This is a genomic window from Lederbergia citrea (assembly GCF_018343525.1).
GTDB classification, from domain to species: Bacteria; Bacillota; Bacilli; order Bacillales; family Bacillaceae_C; genus Lederbergia; species Lederbergia citrea.
The window spans coordinates 399,404-416,261 of the sequence record NZ_JAGYPH010000002.1 but is presented as its reverse complement, the minus strand read 5'-3'; the positions used below and the strand labels follow the sequence as shown (position 1 = coordinate 416,261).

The 16,858-nt window shown below is 39.8% G+C and carries 15 protein-coding genes and 1 pseudogene; 7 read left to right on the top strand and 9 right to left on the bottom strand.

Annotated elements, in window-relative coordinates; translation table 11 throughout:
- Window positions 1-25 precede the first annotated feature (25 nt).
- Window positions 26-934 (bottom strand): BadF/BadG/BcrA/BcrD ATPase family protein, encoded by a 909-nt coding sequence (locus KHA88_RS11150; protein WP_213121957.1) that lies wholly within the window; start codon window positions 932-934, stop codon window positions 26-28.
- 358 nt (window positions 935-1,292) lie between these two features.
- Window positions 1,293-1,475 carry an SE1832 family protein gene (locus KHA88_RS11145; RefSeq protein WP_213098533.1) on the bottom strand — a complete coding sequence of 61 codons (183 nt, stop codon included), beginning with the start codon at window positions 1,473-1,475 and terminating at the stop codon, window positions 1,293-1,295.
- Between the two features lie 95 nt (window positions 1,476-1,570).
- Here KHA88_RS11145 and KHA88_RS11140 point away from each other — a divergent pair, with 95 nt between their 5' ends.
- Window positions 1,571-2,581 (top strand): phosphotransferase, encoded by a 1,011-nt coding sequence (locus KHA88_RS11140; protein WP_213121956.1) that lies wholly within the window; start codon window positions 1,571-1,573, stop codon window positions 2,579-2,581.
- Here the strand turns inward: KHA88_RS11140 and KHA88_RS11135 are convergent.
- Window positions 2,561-3,778: a CynX/NimT family MFS transporter gene (locus KHA88_RS11135; RefSeq protein WP_213107700.1), complete on the bottom strand. Its 1,218-nt coding sequence runs from the start codon at window positions 3,776-3,778 to the stop codon at window positions 2,561-2,563. The two genes, KHA88_RS11140 and KHA88_RS11135, sit on opposite strands and share 21 nt — an antisense overlap.
- Before the next feature lie 107 nt (window positions 3,779-3,885).
- Between KHA88_RS11135 and KHA88_RS11130 the strand changes: the two genes are divergently transcribed.
- Window positions 3,886-4,872 (top strand): NAD(P)H-quinone oxidoreductase, encoded by a 987-nt coding sequence (locus KHA88_RS11130; protein WP_213107699.1) that lies wholly within the window; start codon window positions 3,886-3,888, stop codon window positions 4,870-4,872.
- Window positions 4,859-4,984: a hypothetical protein gene (locus KHA88_RS21170; RefSeq protein WP_283247429.1), complete on the top strand. Its 126-nt coding sequence runs from the start codon at window positions 4,859-4,861 to the stop codon at window positions 4,982-4,984. Before KHA88_RS11130 ends, KHA88_RS21170 begins: the two co-directional genes overlap by 14 nt.
- Before the next feature lie 273 nt (window positions 4,985-5,257).
- Here the strand turns inward: KHA88_RS21170 and KHA88_RS11125 are convergent, their stop codons facing one another.
- Together KHA88_RS11125 and KHA88_RS11120 are read right to left on the bottom strand one after the other, a co-directional pair.
- A complete protein-coding gene (locus KHA88_RS11125) occupies window positions 5,258-6,088 on the bottom strand; it encodes a GNAT family N-acetyltransferase (RefSeq protein WP_213098537.1) in 831 nt (276 codons plus the stop codon).
- A 48-nt stretch (window positions 6,089-6,136) separates the two neighbouring features.
- Window positions 6,137-6,892, bottom strand: coding sequence for an HAD family hydrolase (locus tag KHA88_RS11120; RefSeq protein WP_213098538.1), 756 nt, complete (start codon window positions 6,890-6,892; stop codon window positions 6,137-6,139).
- 98 nt (window positions 6,893-6,990) lie between these two features.
- On the opposite strand from KHA88_RS11120, the gene KHA88_RS11115 reads away from it, so the two are divergent.
- Window positions 6,991-7,809, top strand: coding sequence for a YihY/virulence factor BrkB family protein (locus KHA88_RS11115; protein ID WP_430413700.1), 819 nt, complete (start codon window positions 6,991-6,993; stop codon window positions 7,807-7,809).
- 23 nt (window positions 7,810-7,832) lie between these two features.
- Here the strand turns inward: KHA88_RS11115 and KHA88_RS11110 are convergent, their stop codons facing one another.
- Window positions 7,833-9,215, bottom strand: a complete 1,383-nt coding sequence (locus KHA88_RS11110) for an L-cystine transporter (RefSeq protein ID WP_213098540.1) — start codon at window positions 9,213-9,215, stop codon at window positions 7,833-7,835.
- Between the two features lie 212 nt (window positions 9,216-9,427).
- Between KHA88_RS11110 and KHA88_RS21545 the strand changes: the two genes are divergently transcribed.
- Window positions 9,428-9,586, top strand: a complete 159-nt coding sequence (locus KHA88_RS21545) for a hypothetical protein (protein ID WP_488153858.1) — start codon at window positions 9,428-9,430, stop codon at window positions 9,584-9,586.
- A 14-nt stretch (window positions 9,587-9,600) separates the two neighbouring features.
- Here KHA88_RS21545 and KHA88_RS11105 read toward each other — a convergent pair whose 3' ends face one another.
- From KHA88_RS11105 to KHA88_RS11095, 3 genes are all read right to left on the bottom strand, one after another.
- Window positions 9,601-11,280, bottom strand: a complete 1,680-nt coding sequence (locus tag KHA88_RS11105) for a methyl-accepting chemotaxis protein (protein ID WP_213107697.1) — start codon at window positions 11,278-11,280, stop codon at window positions 9,601-9,603.
- A gap of 184 nt (window positions 11,281-11,464) precedes the next feature.
- Window positions 11,465-13,141 carry a methyl-accepting chemotaxis protein gene (locus KHA88_RS11100; protein ID WP_213121955.1) on the bottom strand — a complete coding sequence of 559 codons (1,677 nt, stop codon included), beginning with the start codon at window positions 13,139-13,141 and terminating at the stop codon, window positions 11,465-11,467.
- Window positions 13,142-13,217: 76 nt separating this feature from the next.
- Window positions 13,218-14,147, bottom strand: coding sequence for a S66 peptidase family protein (locus KHA88_RS11095; protein ID WP_213121954.1), 930 nt, complete (start codon window positions 14,145-14,147; stop codon window positions 13,218-13,220).
- Window positions 14,148-14,369: 222 nt separating this feature from the next.
- On the opposite strand from KHA88_RS11095, the pseudogene KHA88_RS11090 reads away from it, so the two are divergent.
- A pseudogene (locus KHA88_RS11090) lies at window positions 14,370-15,127 on the top strand (AAA family ATPase).
- Between the two features lie 124 nt (window positions 15,128-15,251).
- A complete protein-coding gene (locus KHA88_RS11085) occupies window positions 15,252-16,853 on the top strand; it encodes an acetolactate synthase large subunit (protein WP_213121953.1) in 1,602 nt (533 codons plus the stop codon).
- Window positions 16,854-16,858: the final 5 nt, after the last annotated feature.

Sequence of the window (16,858 nt, the reverse complement as noted above, 5' to 3'; positions counted from 1 at the left end):
GGTTTTGTTTTCATACCGAAATCCTTTAGCTCCCAATTTGATCAAGATACAAAGAGGCAACAGACAAAGCTCCAACTGCCGGGGAAAGGTGGTTCTTAATGAATTCTATTTCACCTACCAACGTTTGAAGCTTGTTTTTAAATGCTGATTGAACGTATGAATTTTTTTCTAGCAATGAACCTTTACAGGCGACTTTCAGCGGAGAATCCATATGTAATTTTGTGAATAAAGAAGCTGTTTGTTCCGCTAATTCGCACCCAGCCTCATAAAAATATTTTCTTGCAGATTCATCTCCTTTTTCAGCTTCAACAAAAACCGGATAAGATAATGAAGCAATCTCACCTTTTGTTGCATTGTATATAAAGCCCTTTAGACCATTCGGATCTGTGATTCCGATTTCCCGCATAATGACTTGTGACAGTGACGAGTATGGTTTCCCTTGATCGTATTCTCTGGTAATCTCTCGACAAACCCGGATGGCAATATCATATGAGCTGCCCGGATCACCAAGAAAATGCCCCCATCCGCCAGCATATCCTTCACTCTCACCTTTCCTCCCATAAGAAATTGAACCCGTTCCAGCGATCGTTAAAATCCCATCTTCACCTTCAAGCAATGCGTGGTAGGCAAGGACTGCATCATTAACAATAATAATTGGCAAATCTGTTTTTTTTGCAAAAAAGTCTTCAAATCTCTGTAAATTCCCTTCAGCCTCTATCCCCGCAACACCCGCAACAATCGCTCTACAGTCTTTTCCATATTCACTTGCTAAGCAGGCAGCTACTGTCTCCCAAACATTTGCCATAGCCTTGTCAAAATGAATATTAGGATTTCCGTAACCCGATTCCGTTTGAAAAACAACTCGCTTTTGGTTATCGAGGATCAACCCTGTTGTTTTTGTGCCACCTGCATCAATACCAATAGTTAAATTCATCATCCATCCCTCGCTATTCTCTTCCACGAACACAGGGGAGCGCTTTCAAATTGTAATAGATTAACATTTTGTCCTTCTCTTAATCTTATAACCTTTTATTTTGCAAATCAATTGATTTTTCTGAATTAGGAAACCAAAGTAATTTGTTTTCGTTTTTTTAAAATTTCCGATCTTAATAAAGCGTAAAAATAAGGGAACATATATCTAATCAAATGTTTGATTATGCGAACACATGTCTAACCAAACGGTTGATTAACGAACATATGTCTAATCAAACGTTTGATTATGCGAACATACATCTAACCAAACGTTTGATTAACGAACATATATCTAATCAAACGTTTGATTAGCAAGCGAATTAGTCTTCCATCTCATCCAATTGCTTATTTAGTTCACGTAGCTCCTGTTCGATTCCCTCTAGCTGCCGCTCCAATGGATGGAGGATGCCTTTTACGTATTCAAGCTTTTCCAAGTCCTGCTGTAGCCTGACATAATCTGTTTTTAAGTCTTGTATTTTATATTCGATTTCTTTTTTATTCATGATCTTCACCTCTATCTTCCGACATGATGGTGATATAATATCATATAACGAATTAGAATACGACGAGAGCATCAACTCTACAGAGGAGGATATGTATGCGGGCCCCACATGAGATCACATTTGATGAGCTTTTATTTTTACTCAATGAGCAATACGGCATTCAAGCAAACCAAATTTCCTTTATCCCGCTCGGTGACAAGTCTTTTAGCTATAAAGTGAGTTGTATGGATGGGGAAAAATTTTATTTGAAACTGCTGGATAAACAACATCAGCAAGAAGAAATCCTGCATACAGATTACTATTTACCGTTATTGTCTGAACTTCATCATAAGAATCTTTTTCCCCCTGCCATCCACCCCATCATGAATCAAGCTCATCAAAACAGAACAGAACTGGAAACCGCTGTATTGATTTTATTCCCATGGATTGAAGGTGATACATTAGCTGATGCCTATCCTCTCTCAAAAGAACATGTGTGTTCGATAGCTAAAATAGTAGGACAACTTCACCTAACAACACCTAATATTTCAAATCAGATACGATTGCCCGTAGAGAATTTTGATCTGTCTTTTCTAGATCAGCTTATCTCACATTTGAACGTACCCAATCATGAAAAAGCTGGATCAGCACTCTATCAAATTGTTAATCCAAAGGAAAAAGAAATCATGTTTCTCATTGAACTTGTTAGAAATTTGGCTTCTTCTTTTAATAGCGACCAATCGGAGTTTGTCATATGCCATGGCGATCTCTGGGGCGGAAACCTTATTCCATCCCAAGCTGGAATCCGAATCATTGATTGGGAATCTGTTATCCTTGCTCCGATGGAACGCGAATTGGCGGGATATGTTTCCCAGCGTCCGGCGGATTTTATCGCTGCCTATTCAGAAGTGGTAGACAGGAAAATACAGCCGAATATTGATCTATTAAGATTTTACGCATTTCAAGCCCAACTGCGAAATCTAACTAATTGGATGAATAATATGCTTGTCCATCAATTAAATGAGGACCAAGTATTAAATGACCTGGATATGATTGAGAATCATTGTTTGAATCGCTGGGATTCCATTGAAGAGAGCTTGCAAATACTAGAATCCCAACTTCGATGAAACAGGTGATTTTCCAGCGATATAAACATTGCGCCCAGCACCAAGTCCTGCCGCCGTTAGTGCAACCGTAACGATTATTAACGTGATGAGTGGAGTTGTCCATGATAAAGTGATATCAAAAAGTAGACCGATCAAGATTGGGCCAATTGCTGCAAGCAAATATCCGAGGGATTGAGCCATTCCTGACAATTGGGATGCTTGGGCCGCGTCAGCCGCTCTCAAACTGAGCATCGTGAGAGCAAGGCTGATGCTCGCCCCTTGCCCTATACCAAGCAGAACAACGCAAAAAGTTAGAAACCCGCTTCCCCCTCCGATTAATATCCCGATTAAACTAGCAAAAAATAAGGAACCAATGATGAGGACAATTCCTCTTTGATTATTCATTTTACCTGCAATCATCGGCGTTAAAAAACTTGCAGGCAGACCGGAAAATTGCATAAATGATAGCATCCAACCAGACGCTTCAACGCTAAGTCCTTTAGCAATAAGAATTTGAGGCAGCCATGCGATGGGACAGTAAAATAAAACTGATTGCAGCCCCATAAATAAGGTAACTTGCCATGCCAATTTTGATCGCAGCATGTTAACAGAAGAGAGTCCCGTATTATGAATTGGCCGAGTGCTCTTAGATTTTAAAAGTTGCGGAAACCAAATAACGAGAGCAATTCCGGCAAAGATTGCCCAAACAAGCAATGATTTTTGCCAACCAAGACCGAAGCTTTTGGCAAGTGGGATACTAATACCTGAGGCAGTTGCAGCGCATATGCCCATGGAAGTTGAGTAAACACTGGTCATAATGCCAACTTTTAATGGAAAGCTTTGTTTAACAATCGCCGGGAGCAGTACATTGCAAATAGCAATACCCATTCCGATTAACGCCGTGCCAAGGAAAAGCAAACCTAGCGCGCCTGATGAGCGAATGATGATTCCAAACATTAAGACGAGTAAGCTTATAAATATTGTCAGTTCATTCCCTAGCTTTCTTCCAATCTTAGGTGCCGCCAGCGATAAAAGTGCAAATGCAATCAAAGGCAAAGTTGTAATCATCCCTGCCACACCATTTGAAATGTGAAGATCTGTACGGATTACACCGATTAATGGTCCGACCGAAGTAATAGATGGTCGTAAATTATATGCGATAAAAATAATCCCGATAATTAAGATGAAGCTGTTAGTATTAGAGTGAGTGTTTTTCATTTAATAGACAACCTCTTTTTTATCAAAAAATTAGTAAATTCAGACTGATTCTTATACGATATCATATATTACCTAATTTTATTTAAAAATTTGAAAGGTGGAGAAAAATGAAAGCGATACTTGTGGAGGAAGGCTCACAGGACTTATATATTGGAGAAGCGGAAAAGCCAGCTATTGGAAAGGATGAATTGCTCGTAAAAGTGAAAGCATCAGCCTTGAATAGGGCTGATTTACTTCAGAAGCGCGGACTTTATCCACCCCCTGAAGGAGCATCTACCATATTAGGATTAGAAATGAGCGGCGTCATCGAAGAGGTTGGAGAAAATGTTGAAGACTGGAAAAAGGGAGACCGTATTTGTGCCCTCCTTCCAGGCGGAGGCTACGCTGAATATGTCACCATTCCTGCTGAGATGGCAATACCGATCCCTGACAATCTTTCTTTTGAGGAAGCTGCTGCGATTCCCGAAGTCTTCTTAACCGCTTATTTAAATATGTTCTGGTTAGGCGATTTGAAAAAGGACGAAACTGTGCTCATCCATGCAGGAGCGAGTGGTGTTGGTACGGCTGCAATTCAGCTTGCTCGTGAAGTCGGTGCAAAAGTAATTGTTACGGCTGGTTCCGCAAAAAAACTGGAGCTATGTCTTTCACTAGGTGCTGACCATGCCATTTACTATAAAGAAGGACCGTTTGCTCCCAAAGTCAAAGATGCTACAACAGGAAAAGGCGTAAACCTGATCCTTGATTTTATTGGCGCCCCTTATTGGGAGCAAAATATTAGCTCTCTTGCGACAAATGGAAAATTGATTTTGATCGGTACAATGGGCGGTTCGAAGGTAGATAACGTCGATCTCGGTAAGCTACTTTTCAAAAAACTGCAAGTGATTGGTACCGCCCTTCGTTCACAGCCTGTTGATAAAAAAATTGCTTTGACAAAAGCGTTTGCCGATTTTTCCCTTCAGAAATTTGCGGAAGGCCGCTTAAAGCCGGTTATTGATTCAATATGGGATTGGGGAGAGGCAAATGAAGCGCATGCATATATGGAGCAAAACAAAAATGCGGGGAAAATCGTGTTGTGTATGAATGATAAGGAATAATTGGACTTTGGCGGGATTATCACCGGAATTGGCGGGATTAATGGTAAATTCGGCGAGATTATTCATGTCATTGGCGGGATTATCAATCGATTCCGCGGGATTCGTCATTTGAATTGTTAGCTAAACTTGAAATTCAGTGTGAACAAGAGTAAACCCAAGCCGAACGTGGGTAAAGATGCCATGGACGGGGGTAATCCCACTGTGAACGTGAGTAAACACCTCGAACGAGATTAAATTCACTTTGAACGAGAATAAATTCACTTCGTACGCGAATAACCACCTACGAACAAGAATAACTCACTCTCGAACAAGAATAAAATCACTTTGAAAAGCTTAACTAATCCCCATTAGAAAAAGCTGTCATAGACGACAGCTTTTTCAGCTTTTAATGATCAACCCTCACTAAAATCGAGTCCATTACCGGCTCATAACCAATTTCCATGTAGATTTTATTAGACGTTGGATTGTCCAAATCCGTATAAAGGGCTGTCGTTTTATAGCCTTCATTGAGCAAGAGTTGTGTGTATGCCGACACACCGCTGGATGCGTAGCCTTTTTTCCTTTCATCATTAGGTGTGAAAACATAATTAATGGTAATATTACTTTTTGAAGGGCGGGAAGCATTCACCATTGAAACGAGTTTCCCCTCCACTTCCCAGCAGTAAAGCCTCCCTCTTCCGATGAGTTCAGCTGTTTTTTCCTCAGCTTCATCCCTGCTAATATCCTCGCCAATATCCTTGCAAAATTGAAAAACCCATTCGTTGATTAACGAAGAATCCTTCAATCTAATCATTCGAAGTCTTCCTTCCTGCCCTGCTTCTTTTTTCACTTGTTCCAATTTATAGATTCTCTGATTCATTTGGACATGAAACTGACTGCCACTCAAGTCAGAAATATGCTGTGTTAGTTTCATAGTAAAATCTTTTTCGCCAATGAATCCCGGGATTTCTCGAATCTCGCTGCATAGCTGAATCGCTATAATCTTTATTTCTTCTTCTGTAACACTTTCGGGCTTTGATAAGATGATTTGCAGTGGATGAGTTTGCAGTAAAACAAGCAATAATTCTTCATCTCTTTTGACTGTGGCCATTAATGTTGGCGCTTTTTCTAATGAATGCAAAACACCTAACGCAAGGTTATTTTCCACTTCATGTTTTTCAAGAAAAGGGATAACTTCTTTTTTAAATAAAGCAACATCATCATAAATTGTTAGCAATCCAATTCACTCCCCGAAGCCTTTAACCATTATTATACATTTATTAGATTAAAATATTAATAATAATTCATCAATTGAGAATAAAACAACATTCGGAATCGCATCGGTGGGAAGTGATAAAAATTCTTTACGCGTTTCTTTTCTCAATTTTTGCAGGAATGCTTCTCGTATTACAGGCTCTGCGTTTCTCTTCATTGGATTTTGAGTTCGATATTGATCTGGTAAAGCACGATAAATGAAAATTGATTGAATTCCGAGCATGTTTGCACACTGCACATCATGTTCAATCCGGTCGCCCACATGTGCAGTAATTTCGCCGGTGCTTTTTAAGGAATCGAAAATTCTCATGTCAGGCTTTGCACATCCAACTTTTTCAGGAGTAATGATTTCATCGAAATGCTGTGTTAAATCTAAAGCATCCATTACAGGCAATTGATATTTTAAAAAGCCATTAGTCACGGCAGCTAATGAATAGCCCTTTTCCCTTAGTTTTTTTAAAACAGAAGGAATGCACTCTTCCAATAAATAGATCGCCGGTGCTTGGCAATGCTTTTTCACAAGGATTTCTACATCAATCATACAATCAATGCCCGTGGCCTCCATATAACTTCTCAACATATCATCCCAGTCATATGCGTCCACGGTCCTGCCTGCTTCCATTCTTGCAAAATGCTCTTTAATAAGGCTTTCTTTCACATCGGGTTGCTGATAAATCTTCCTTTCAATTTCTGGGAATACGTGACCAATGAAGGGATTCTGCATAAGTGTTCCATCCAAATCGAATGTAATCCATTTTTTCATCATTTCATTGCCTCCAAAAACGGTATACCGCATGCATATGTCTGAAATTCTAAATAATGAGGAGTTCTCACTAGGAAAAGGGGAATAATGGTTGTGGAGGGGTGGCTTCATTGAAGATTATTTCATCTGTTTTCAAACGCTTTTTCGTCGATCGATTCCATGATCAATCAGCGCAAATGGGTTATTATTTTATGCTTTGCGTCTTTCCTTTTCTTATGTTTGCCTTTTCAATTGTTAGCTTTCTACCGATTCATTCAAATGATGCACTTGCCGCGATTGAACCATTTGCACCAAAAGGAAGCTATCATTTAATTAAAAGCAATTTAAACAGCATCATTGGACAACAGCGGACAGGGCTTGCTTCATTAAGCTTACTTGCTGCTTTCTGGATAGCGTCCATGGCCGTGCAATCGCTTGTCAGAGCTATGAATGACGCATATCGGATTGTCCGAAAGGAAGGATTTCTTCTTGCCTTCGGAAAAGATTTAATTTTGACTGTAATCTTAATGGTCACGTTAACGATTTCCTTGCTTGTACCGATTGGTGAGGAAATTGGTCGGATATTTATCGCATCAAAAATTGAACTGCCACCATCCTTCTATAACTGGTGGTTGATTATTAAGTGGATCATCGGCTCCATTTATTTATTTCTGTTTTTTCTATTCCTATATAAATTCGTACCAAGCACTAAAGTGCGGTTATTTTCAACCATACCTGGAGCTATTTTTGCAACGGTTGGCTGGCAATGTGTGTCTGTCGGTTTTTCTTACTACGTTACATTTGCGAATTATTCGCAGCTATACGGTCAGCTCGGTAGCATCATCGTGTTAATGATCTGGTTTTATTTATCAGCCGCTGTCTTACTGACAGGAGGATTAATTAATGCTTCTTGGATGGAAAATAAAAAAGGGCTGGATTAATTTATTCCAGTCCCTTTTTACGCTTATACTTCCATATTTTGTTTTGGCTGATTGTATACTTCTTCGCTTAGTTCTCCTGTTATTTTCCCTGTCAACACACCTGCAGTCATACTTCCGCTCACATTCAATGCTGTCCGACCCATATCAATCAATGGCTCAACTGAAATCAGTAGCCCAACGATGGCAATCGGTAAATTCAACGCGGATAAAACGAGCAAGGCTGCAAAAGTTGCTCCGCCCCCAACGCCAGCTACTCCAAATGAGCTAATGGCGACGATGACAATTAATGTAGCAATAAAAGTTGGATTTAGTGGATTGATCCCTGCAGTAGGTGCCACCATAACAGCGAGCATGGCCGGATAAACGCCTGCACATCCATTTTGGCCAATGGAAAGCCCGAATGAACCGGCAAAGTTGGCAATTCCCTCTGAAACACCAAGCTCTTTATGCTGCGTTTTAATGTTCAGCGGTAAAGTTCCCGCACTCGAACGCGACGTAAAAGCGAAAGTTAGTGCCGGCAAAGTTTTCCTAATATAAGTAATCGGATTTTGCTTTGCGAGCGCCAATAAGATTAAATGAACAAGGAACATCGCAATCAACGCTACATAAGATGCAACGACAAATTTACCTAGCTTAGCAATCGCTGAATAATCACTTGTTGCTGTCACCTTCGTCATCAATGCGAGAACGCCGTATGGTGTTAAGCGTAAAATCAAAGTTACTACTCGCATAACAACGGTGTAAATCGTTTCAATGATTTTCGCGAAAAAATCAGCATGCTCAGGCTCTTTTCTTCTTATGCCCAAATAGGCGATCCCGATAAACGCAGCAAAAATAACTACTGCTATCGTCGAAGTTGGACGTGCACCCGTCAGGTCCATAAACGGATTCTGCGGGAAAAGACTAATAATTTGCTCTGGAATCGTCTTTTCTACATCCCCAACTGTTTGTTCAAGCTGAGTATTTCGGGCGATTTCTGCTTCACCTTGCTCAAGCTGGATGCCTTCCAACTGAAAACCAAGCGCAGTAACGATTCCAATCGAAGCAGAGATGGCAGTTGTGAGCATTAAAATCCCTATCACAAGCCCACCAATTTTTCCAAGATTATTTGTCATTTTCAGCTTTGTAAATGCCGAGACGATTGAAATGAACACAAGCGGCATGACAATCATTTTCAGTAATGATACATAACCACTTCCGACAATATTGAACCATTCAATGGATCTTTTCGTCACTTCAGAATCAGTTCCGTAAATCAAATGAATCAGAAAGCCTAATAAAATCCCAAGGCCTAACGCTGAAAAAACACGCTTTGAAAATGAAATATGTTTTTTCTGCATAAAGTATAAACATGCGATAAGCACGAGTAGAACGACTATATTTAGAATAATGTAAATGGTATTCAATCTGACTCCCCTCACTTTCTAAGTTATTCTAATGCTGTCAAAAAATTTAATTACATAAAAAATCCTGTCTGATACTTATTGTATTCCCATGTATCTTTTCTAATAACCCACTCACCTTACTTCTTATTATATACGACCCAAATATCATTTGTTTTTACCGATCTAAAAGGGGTACATTAAAGTATATTAACGCTAATAAAATATAAATTCCAATGAAAGGACTGGGTATTATGGGACGAGTATCAAAACTTCTTCGCTTTGCTATTAAGGCGGCACCAGTTGTATATCCGATTGCGAAAAGTCTAATCAACAAGCGCAAGAATGAACATCGTAAAATAGAGCAAAAAAGAGGAACCCTCCAAAAGCATTGAAGGATTCCTTTTGCTTAAACTTTAAACTGCCTGATTAACCTGTCCAAATCGACTGCAACAGTGGATAATGACTCTGCATTTGCTACAATTTCTTCCATTGAACTCGTCGTCTGTTCAGCAGAAGCCGCCGTTTCTTCGATCCCGGCGGATGACTCCTCTGAAATAGAAGCGATGTTCGAAATGGAAGAGTTCATCACCTTCGTACTGCTAGCAATGTCGTCTAAATCGGTTGAAATGTTCTGGATCTGTTCCACCACTTGCTGGATGAAATAAGTAATGCTTTCAAAAGCACTTCCGGTAGATTTTATTTGCTCAGTTCCACGTTCAACCTGTTCAAAGCTTTCTCGCATCGATTGAACTACCGTACTAGTTTCTTTTTGAATGGTTGCCACGATTCCCGTTATATTGGATACGGAGCGTGCGACCTGTTCAGCGAGCTTCTTCACTTCTCCAGCGACAACTGCAAAACCTTTCCCGTGTTCCCCGGCACGGGCAGCCTCAATCGCTGCATTTAATGCCAATAAATTCGTTTGTTCTGCGATATCCGAAATGACCTTAATTAGCTGTGAGATGTCTTTTGAATGTCCATCAAGCCTCTGGACCTTCACGACTGCTTCCCTCACATTTTCATCAATCATTTTCATATTCAGGATGGATGCATTCATCGCTTCATTTCCATTGTCTGTTAGCTTCAGAACTTCACGTGTTACTTGATTGGCTTTTTGTCCATATTCGTTTGCATTATCAATATTTTCAGTTAATGAACCCATCGATTCTACCAATTCCGATGAGGACTGTACCTGCGTTTCCGAAGCGATAGCAAGCTCTTCCATCGTGGAAGCTACTTGTTGGCTGCCTGAGTTTACTTCCATAGCCGAATGGGTTAATTCTTCGCTGCGGCGCATGACTGTTTCTGATACATTCCCAATCTCCATCGCCATTGACCGAATTTGCCGATTCATATCATTCACGGCTCCAATTAATACTCCGACTTCGTCTTTCGATCTAGTTTTTAGATCCTCATGTGTCAGGTCACCATCCGCAATCAATTTCATTCGATTGGCTACTCTAATAATCGGTCTTGAAAGTGAATTCGCCATGTAAAAAGCGATGGCTAGCCCCAAAACAATGATAACAAGACTAATACCGGCGCTAATAATTGTATTTCTATAGCCACCTTCGATTACACTTTTCCCATTGGATGTAATGTTGACCACTTGTTTATCTGATATTGTATTAAAAGTAGCTTGTACATGCTGACCAATTGGCTCAATTACACTCCTAAAGTTGTTTCTTGCTAAGTCTCTATTAGCATTGTTATAAACAGAAAAAACTCGGTTTTCCATTTGCTCTTCCCAGTTACGTAACTTTTCTATCGCTTCTTTATTTTCTTTAGTAGGAGCAAGGGCTAATAATTCTTTCTCTAATTGCCGGCTTTCTTCTGTTGCGGCTTCAAATGTGCTAAAATACGCTTTTTGTCCATATAGAAGATAACCTCGGGCTAGCGAAGTCCGCTCAGTTATATTTTGATTTAGTTTTTCAGCAAGCAGAAGCACAGGTAATTCTTCATCCATAACCTTGGCTGTTTGATTATTAGTGATTGTAGTAAAAAGGAAATTGGCTCCGCCCATAATCAGCACTAGGCCAATGACAATTAAAAATCCACTTAAAATTTTCCCCTTTAAACTCCTCATGTTTTCTCCTCCATCTATTTTCACGTTGTTTGTATGTATTTTTTCCATAGTTCAATTATATTATCGGCAGATAAATCTAAATCTTCAGGACTTAACTCCTATTTTATGCTTTTTAAAATTTTAAAAAGGCATTTCTCCCAATATTGGGGAAATACCTTGATTTTTTCTCTTAGCATTTTTTTCATTACACTTTGAATTGGCGGATTAACTTGTCCAAATTTACCGCTACGCTTGAAAGTGATTCCGCATTCGCTGCGATTTCCTGCATGGAGCTCGTTGTTTGTTCTGCAGACGCAGCAGTTTCTTCGATACCTGCAGATGCCTCTTCAGAAATCGAAGCGATATTGGAAATGGAAGAGTTCATCACGATCGTACTGCTAGCGATGTTATCAAGGTCTATAGAAATGGTTTGAATCTGTTCTACCACTTGTTGGATAGACTGAGTAATCATTTCAAACGTCGTACCTGTTGACATAATTTGCTGTGTACCCATTTCCACTTGTTCAAAGCTCTCGTTCAAAGAGTTGACGACGTCACCTGTTTCCTGTTGAATTGTTGAAACAATACTTGTAATACTAGAAACAGAGCTTGCTACTTGTTCAGCAAGTTTCTTTACTTCTCCAGCTACGACCGCAAAACCTTTGCCGTGTTCGCCAGCCCGAGCCGCCTCAATCGCAGCATTCAATGCTAGCAGGTTCGTTTGACTAGCAATATCAGATATCACCTTTACTAGCTGTGAAATTTCTTTCGAGTGGCCATCTAGTCTTTGGACTTTTTTCACAGCTCCTCTGACGTTTTCATCGATCAATCTCATTTTTGAAATTGATTCAGTCATGGCTGCATTCCCTTTTTCCGTCAGCTCAATAACCTCATGTGTTACTTGATTAGCCTTTTGCCCATACTCATTCGCGTTATGAATATTTTCGGATAATGCTCCCATGGAATCAACTAATTCGGATGATGATTGAGCTTGTGTATCCGAGGCAATCGCTAACTCTTCCATCGTAGATGCTACTTGCTGGCTGCCCGAATTTACCTCTATAGCTGAATGACTTAATTCTTCACTACGTCGCATAACTATATTTGACACGTTCCCAATCTCCATCGTCATTGACCGAATTTGCCGATTCATATCATTCACGGCTCCAATTAAAACTCCGACTTCATCTTTTGATCTAGTTTTCAGATCCTTATGTGTTAAGTCTCCATCGGCAATCAATTTCATTCGATTCGCTACTCTAATAATCGGTCTCGAAAGTGAATTTGCCATGTAAAAGGCGATGGCTAACCCTAAAACAATGATTACAAGTCCGATACTCGCACCGAATAAGGTGTTTCTTGCTCCACCCTTAATCACTTGTTTTCCATTGGTTGTTATATTTTTCACTTGATCCTCTGATAACTCATTGAATGCTTCCTTGACTAGATGACCCATTGGCTCAACTGTATTTCTAAAGTGATCTCTTGCTAAATCCCGATCTTCGTTAAAAACAGCAAAAACTTGGGTATCCATCATTTCTTCCCATGTATGAAGCTTTAACAGTAATTCATTTGTTGCCTCGGATGGAGAAAGCGCTAATAACTCTTCTTCTAACTTCTCACTTTCTTCGGAAGCGGTTTCAAATGACTTGAAATAAGGTGTTTGGCCGAATAAAAGATAAATACTTGCCAAAGATGTACGCTCGGCAATATTTAAGTTGATTTCTTCAGCAAGTAAAAGTAGCGGCAACTCTTCGTCAATCACCTTAGCTGTTTGTTTATTAGTAATGGTTGTGAAAAAATAATTGGCCCCGCCCATAATTAGTACTAAGCCCATCACAACTAAAAACCCGCTCAATATTTTCCCCTTTAAACTCCTCATCTTTTCTCCCCCATCATTTTCTGTAGCAACTATCTGTATTATCGGAAGATTATTAAAGTTGTTTAGGGCTAATTTCCTATATTTTGAGATCAATGACCGACCGCTTTTCCTCTGTGTATATTGAGGCAAGCACACCAAATGGCAACGTTAATGCAGGTTTACAATGTCCCGCTCTTACATTAAATATAGTCGGTTTTCCAAATGGAGCGATGATTTTATCAAATAGATCTTCTACTTGAAAGCCATCCTCATATTTTTCCGATTCACAATCGGTCCACGTTCCCAACACAATACCTTCTGCATCCGCTAGTTTTCCAGCTAAGGCAAGCTGTGTAAGCATTCGGTCTATTTTGTATGGTTCTTCTCCTATTTCCTCTAAAAAGAGAAGCTTGCCTTTCGTATCAATTTGGAATGGTGTTCCAAGTAAGCTTGTCACAAGACTTAAATTTCCTCCAGTTAAAACCCCGGTTGCAAAACCAGGTATAAGGGAATGAATTTCTTCGTTATTTGGATTGTTGATTAATCCCAATGGCTGATCACCCATTAATACTTTTAATAAGGAGGTTTTTGTAAAATCATCCGCTAAAATTAAGTCGGATGCCGGCATCGGACCGTGAATGGTTGCAAGGTTGCTTTTTTGCTGAAAAGCAATGTGGAGTGCGGTAATATCACTATATCCGACAAACATCTTTGGATTTCTCGCAATTAACTCATAATCAAGCAGATGAAGCAGCTGTGGACTGCCGTATCCCCCTCTCAGGCAAAAAATCGCCTTGATTTCCGGATTGGCAAACATCCAATTAAGTTCACGTGCTCTATGAGCGGGAGGCCCTGCTAAATACCCGCCATACTCCTCGTGGCAGGTCATGCCTACTTCAACTTTAAATCCTAGCTCCTCAACAGCGAAGATGGCTTGTTGCAGCTGTTCACTTTTTACTGGCCCTGCAGGTGCTGTCAGGCCAATTTTATCGCCTTTTATTAATGCTCGCCCTTGTTGATATCTCAAAATTGATCACTCCCTCTACAGACTTCTTCCTTCTAATGTATCGGGATTTTTAGATAAGAGAACAAAAAGTATCAGGATCGGTGGATTGTAGAAAAGGCTAGAAAATAGCCGTCTATTTCCGGGGAAATATGACGAATGACGCAAATACGAAAATATTCACAAATGATGTTATTCGTAATATAAGCTAGACTAATATGAGTATGAATAATCGGAGTGATGATAATGATGCTTTCAAAATCAAACCAATACATCAGAAGCGTTAATCTGCTTCGCAAGCATATCCCCTCTTCCTCTAAATATCCGTTCCACTTGCCTGTTATTAAGGCGCTCGATGAACTTCATTTTCATCCTCAGGTAACTTATTTGATTGGAGAAAATGGAATGGGGAAATCAACTCTGCTTGAGGCAATTGCAATAGCTGCCGGTTTTAATCCAGAAGGTGGTACTTTTAATTTTAATTTTTCTACACATGATTCACATTCGGAGCTTGAGGAACACTTACGTTTAATCAAAGGATCGAAAAGCCGAAAGACGGATTCTTTCTGCGTGCAGAGACTTACTATAATGTAGCTACGCATATTGAAGAATTGGACAAAGAGCCAGGCAACCCTCGGGTCATCGATCATTTCGGTGGGGTTTCCTTACATGAGCAGTCGCATGGTGAATCCTTTTTCGCTGCCTTTTTAAACCGATTTCGAGGTAATGGACTATATATTATGGACGAACCAGAAGCAGCCTTGTCTCCATTACGGCAATTATCTATGTTGTCGAGAATTCATGAACTGGTAGATGAACAATCCCAATTTATTATCGCTACCCATTCACCCGTCCTCATGGCTTATCCCAATTCTATTATTTATGAGTTTTCAAATGAAGGAATTCGCGAATCTGCTCTTGAGGATACGAACCACTACTTACTAATGAAACAGTTTTTTGATGATAAGGATCGGCTGCTTCATCATTTGTTTAACCAAGAGTAATTTCAGGATGCTGGCTGTTTCCCTGAAGTTAGCATTGTTTTTATTTTAAAAATATGAATTTCATAAATCTCCCATCCTAAGCTAACACTATTACACATATTTGGTGTTTTTTTGGAGGGATATGATGAAAGCTACAGATGTACTCATTCAATGTTTGGAAAATGAAGGCGTGGAATACATTTTCGGTATTGTCGGCAAAGAAACGCTTGACCTTGTTGAATCCATTTCTCGTTCAGAACAAATTCAATTTGTCCCTGTCAGGCATGAACAAGGTGCCGCTTTTATGGCAAATGTATATGGAAAGTTAGCAAATAAAACTGGGGTTTGTACAGCTACACTAGGACCTGGTGCGACCAATTTATTAACTGGGATTGCCAGTGCCCTTCTCGACCACTCCCCATTGCTCGCTATCACAGGCCAGGCTGGATTTGAAAGACAGCATAAGCAATCACATCAGCTAATTGATGTAGTTAAAATGATGGAGCCCGCAACAAAATGGGCATCGCAGATTAAAGACCCTAAAACAATCCCTGAAATGATCCGAAAATCTTTTAGGATAGCAAACACAGAAAGGCCTGGGCCCGTCCTCATTGAATTGCCGGAAAACTTGGCAGTAGAGGATGTACCACCCCGAGTATTGCCAGTGATTCCAATTCCAACAAGAATACCGGATGATCGTTCTATTCAAACTGCTGCTGATGTGATTAAACAAAGTACGAAACCATTCGTGATTGTCGGCGATGGCGTAATAAGGGATACAGCATCTAAGGAACTTCTAGATTTCGTTGAGAAATTGGGTGCTCCCGTCACCCATTCATTCATGGCAAAAGGAATTTTGCCGAAACATCATCCACAAAACTTTTATACGTTCGGGTTCGGGGAGAACGATTTCGTCTTATCTGGAATTGAAGAAGCAGATCTTTTGATCGTCATTGGTTTTGATTTTATAGAAAAATTGCCAAAGGATTGGAACAGAGCAAAAGTACCAGTTTTGCATATAAATGCAATTCCAGCTGAAATGGATGAATATTATCCAGTTCAAGCGGAGTTGGTCGGTATTCTTAAAATAACATTACAAACACTCAACACACTTGATCTACCTTCAAAACATTGGCTTCCTTCAGGTAATTTGAAAAATAGAATTGAGCAATCGCATCATATTTTTCAAGACGAGAAAGACACGGCCCATTTACCTTTAACGACTGAGCATATTTTGCAAGTAATCGAAAAGTTATCTTCCGATAAAACGATTATCATTTCCGATGTAGGCGCCCATAAAATTTCAATAGCGCGTACGTACCAGCCTAAACAGCCTGGTGGATTGGTTATTTCAAATGGCTTCGCATCGATGGGTATTGCGATTCCTGGAGCAATAGGTGCAAAATTAGCTCGTCCAAATAATCCGGTCATTTGTATAAGTGGAGATGGTGGTGCCTTAATGACCTTTTCTGAGATTGAAACAGCCACACGTTTAGGTCTTTCTTTGATCATCATCGTACTCAATAACCATGTTTTGGAGTTAGAGAGACAAATGATGAACAAGAAATTCTATAAAAGCTTTGGGGTGAAATTTGGTAACCCAGATTTTGCTTTATTGGCGGAAAGTTTCGGAGTCAAGGGTGTAAGACCTCAAACACTTGAGGAATTTGAAGTTTTGTTAAAACAAGAATTAGAATCTCAAACTGGGATTGTATTATTCGATATTCCATTACAACAAACAACATAGAAAGA

What these genes read in the sequence shown, in the direction of transcription:
- KHA88_RS11150 (WP_213121957.1), bottom strand. Translation starts at nt 934, where the DNA reads ATGAATTTAACTATTGGTATTGATGCAGGTGGCACAAAAACAACAGGG.
- KHA88_RS11145 (WP_213098533.1), bottom strand. Translation starts at nt 1,475, where the DNA reads ATGAATAAAAAAGAAATCGAATATAAAATACAAGACTTAAAAACAGAT.
- KHA88_RS11140 (WP_213121956.1), top strand. Translation starts at nt 1,571, where the DNA reads ATGCGGGCCCCACATGAGATCACATTTGATGAGCTTTTATTTTTACTC.
- KHA88_RS11135 (WP_213107700.1), bottom strand. Translation starts at nt 3,778, where the DNA reads ATGAAAAACACTCACTCTAATACTAACAGCTTCATCTTAATTATCGGG.
- KHA88_RS11130 (WP_213107699.1), top strand. Translation starts at nt 3,886, where the DNA reads ATGAAAGCGATACTTGTGGAGGAAGGCTCACAGGACTTATATATTGGA.
- KHA88_RS21170 (WP_283247429.1), top strand. Translation starts at nt 4,859, where the DNA reads ATGATAAGGAATAATTGGACTTTGGCGGGATTATCACCGGAATTGGCG.
- KHA88_RS11120 (WP_213098538.1), bottom strand. Translation starts at nt 6,892, where the DNA reads ATGATGAAAAAATGGATTACATTCGATTTGGATGGAACACTTATGCAG.
- KHA88_RS21545 (WP_488153858.1), top strand. Translation starts at nt 9,428, where the DNA reads ATGAAAGGACTGGGTATTATGGGACGAGTATCAAAACTTCTTCGCTTT.
- KHA88_RS11105 (WP_213107697.1), bottom strand. Translation starts at nt 11,280, where the DNA reads ATGAGGAGTTTAAAGGGGAAAATTTTAAGTGGATTTTTAATTGTCATT.
- KHA88_RS11100 (WP_213121955.1), bottom strand. Translation starts at nt 13,141, where the DNA reads ATGAGGAGTTTAAAGGGGAAAATATTGAGCGGGTTTTTAGTTGTGATG.
- KHA88_RS11085 (WP_213121953.1), top strand. Translation starts at nt 15,252, where the DNA reads ATGAAAGCTACAGATGTACTCATTCAATGTTTGGAAAATGAAGGCGTG.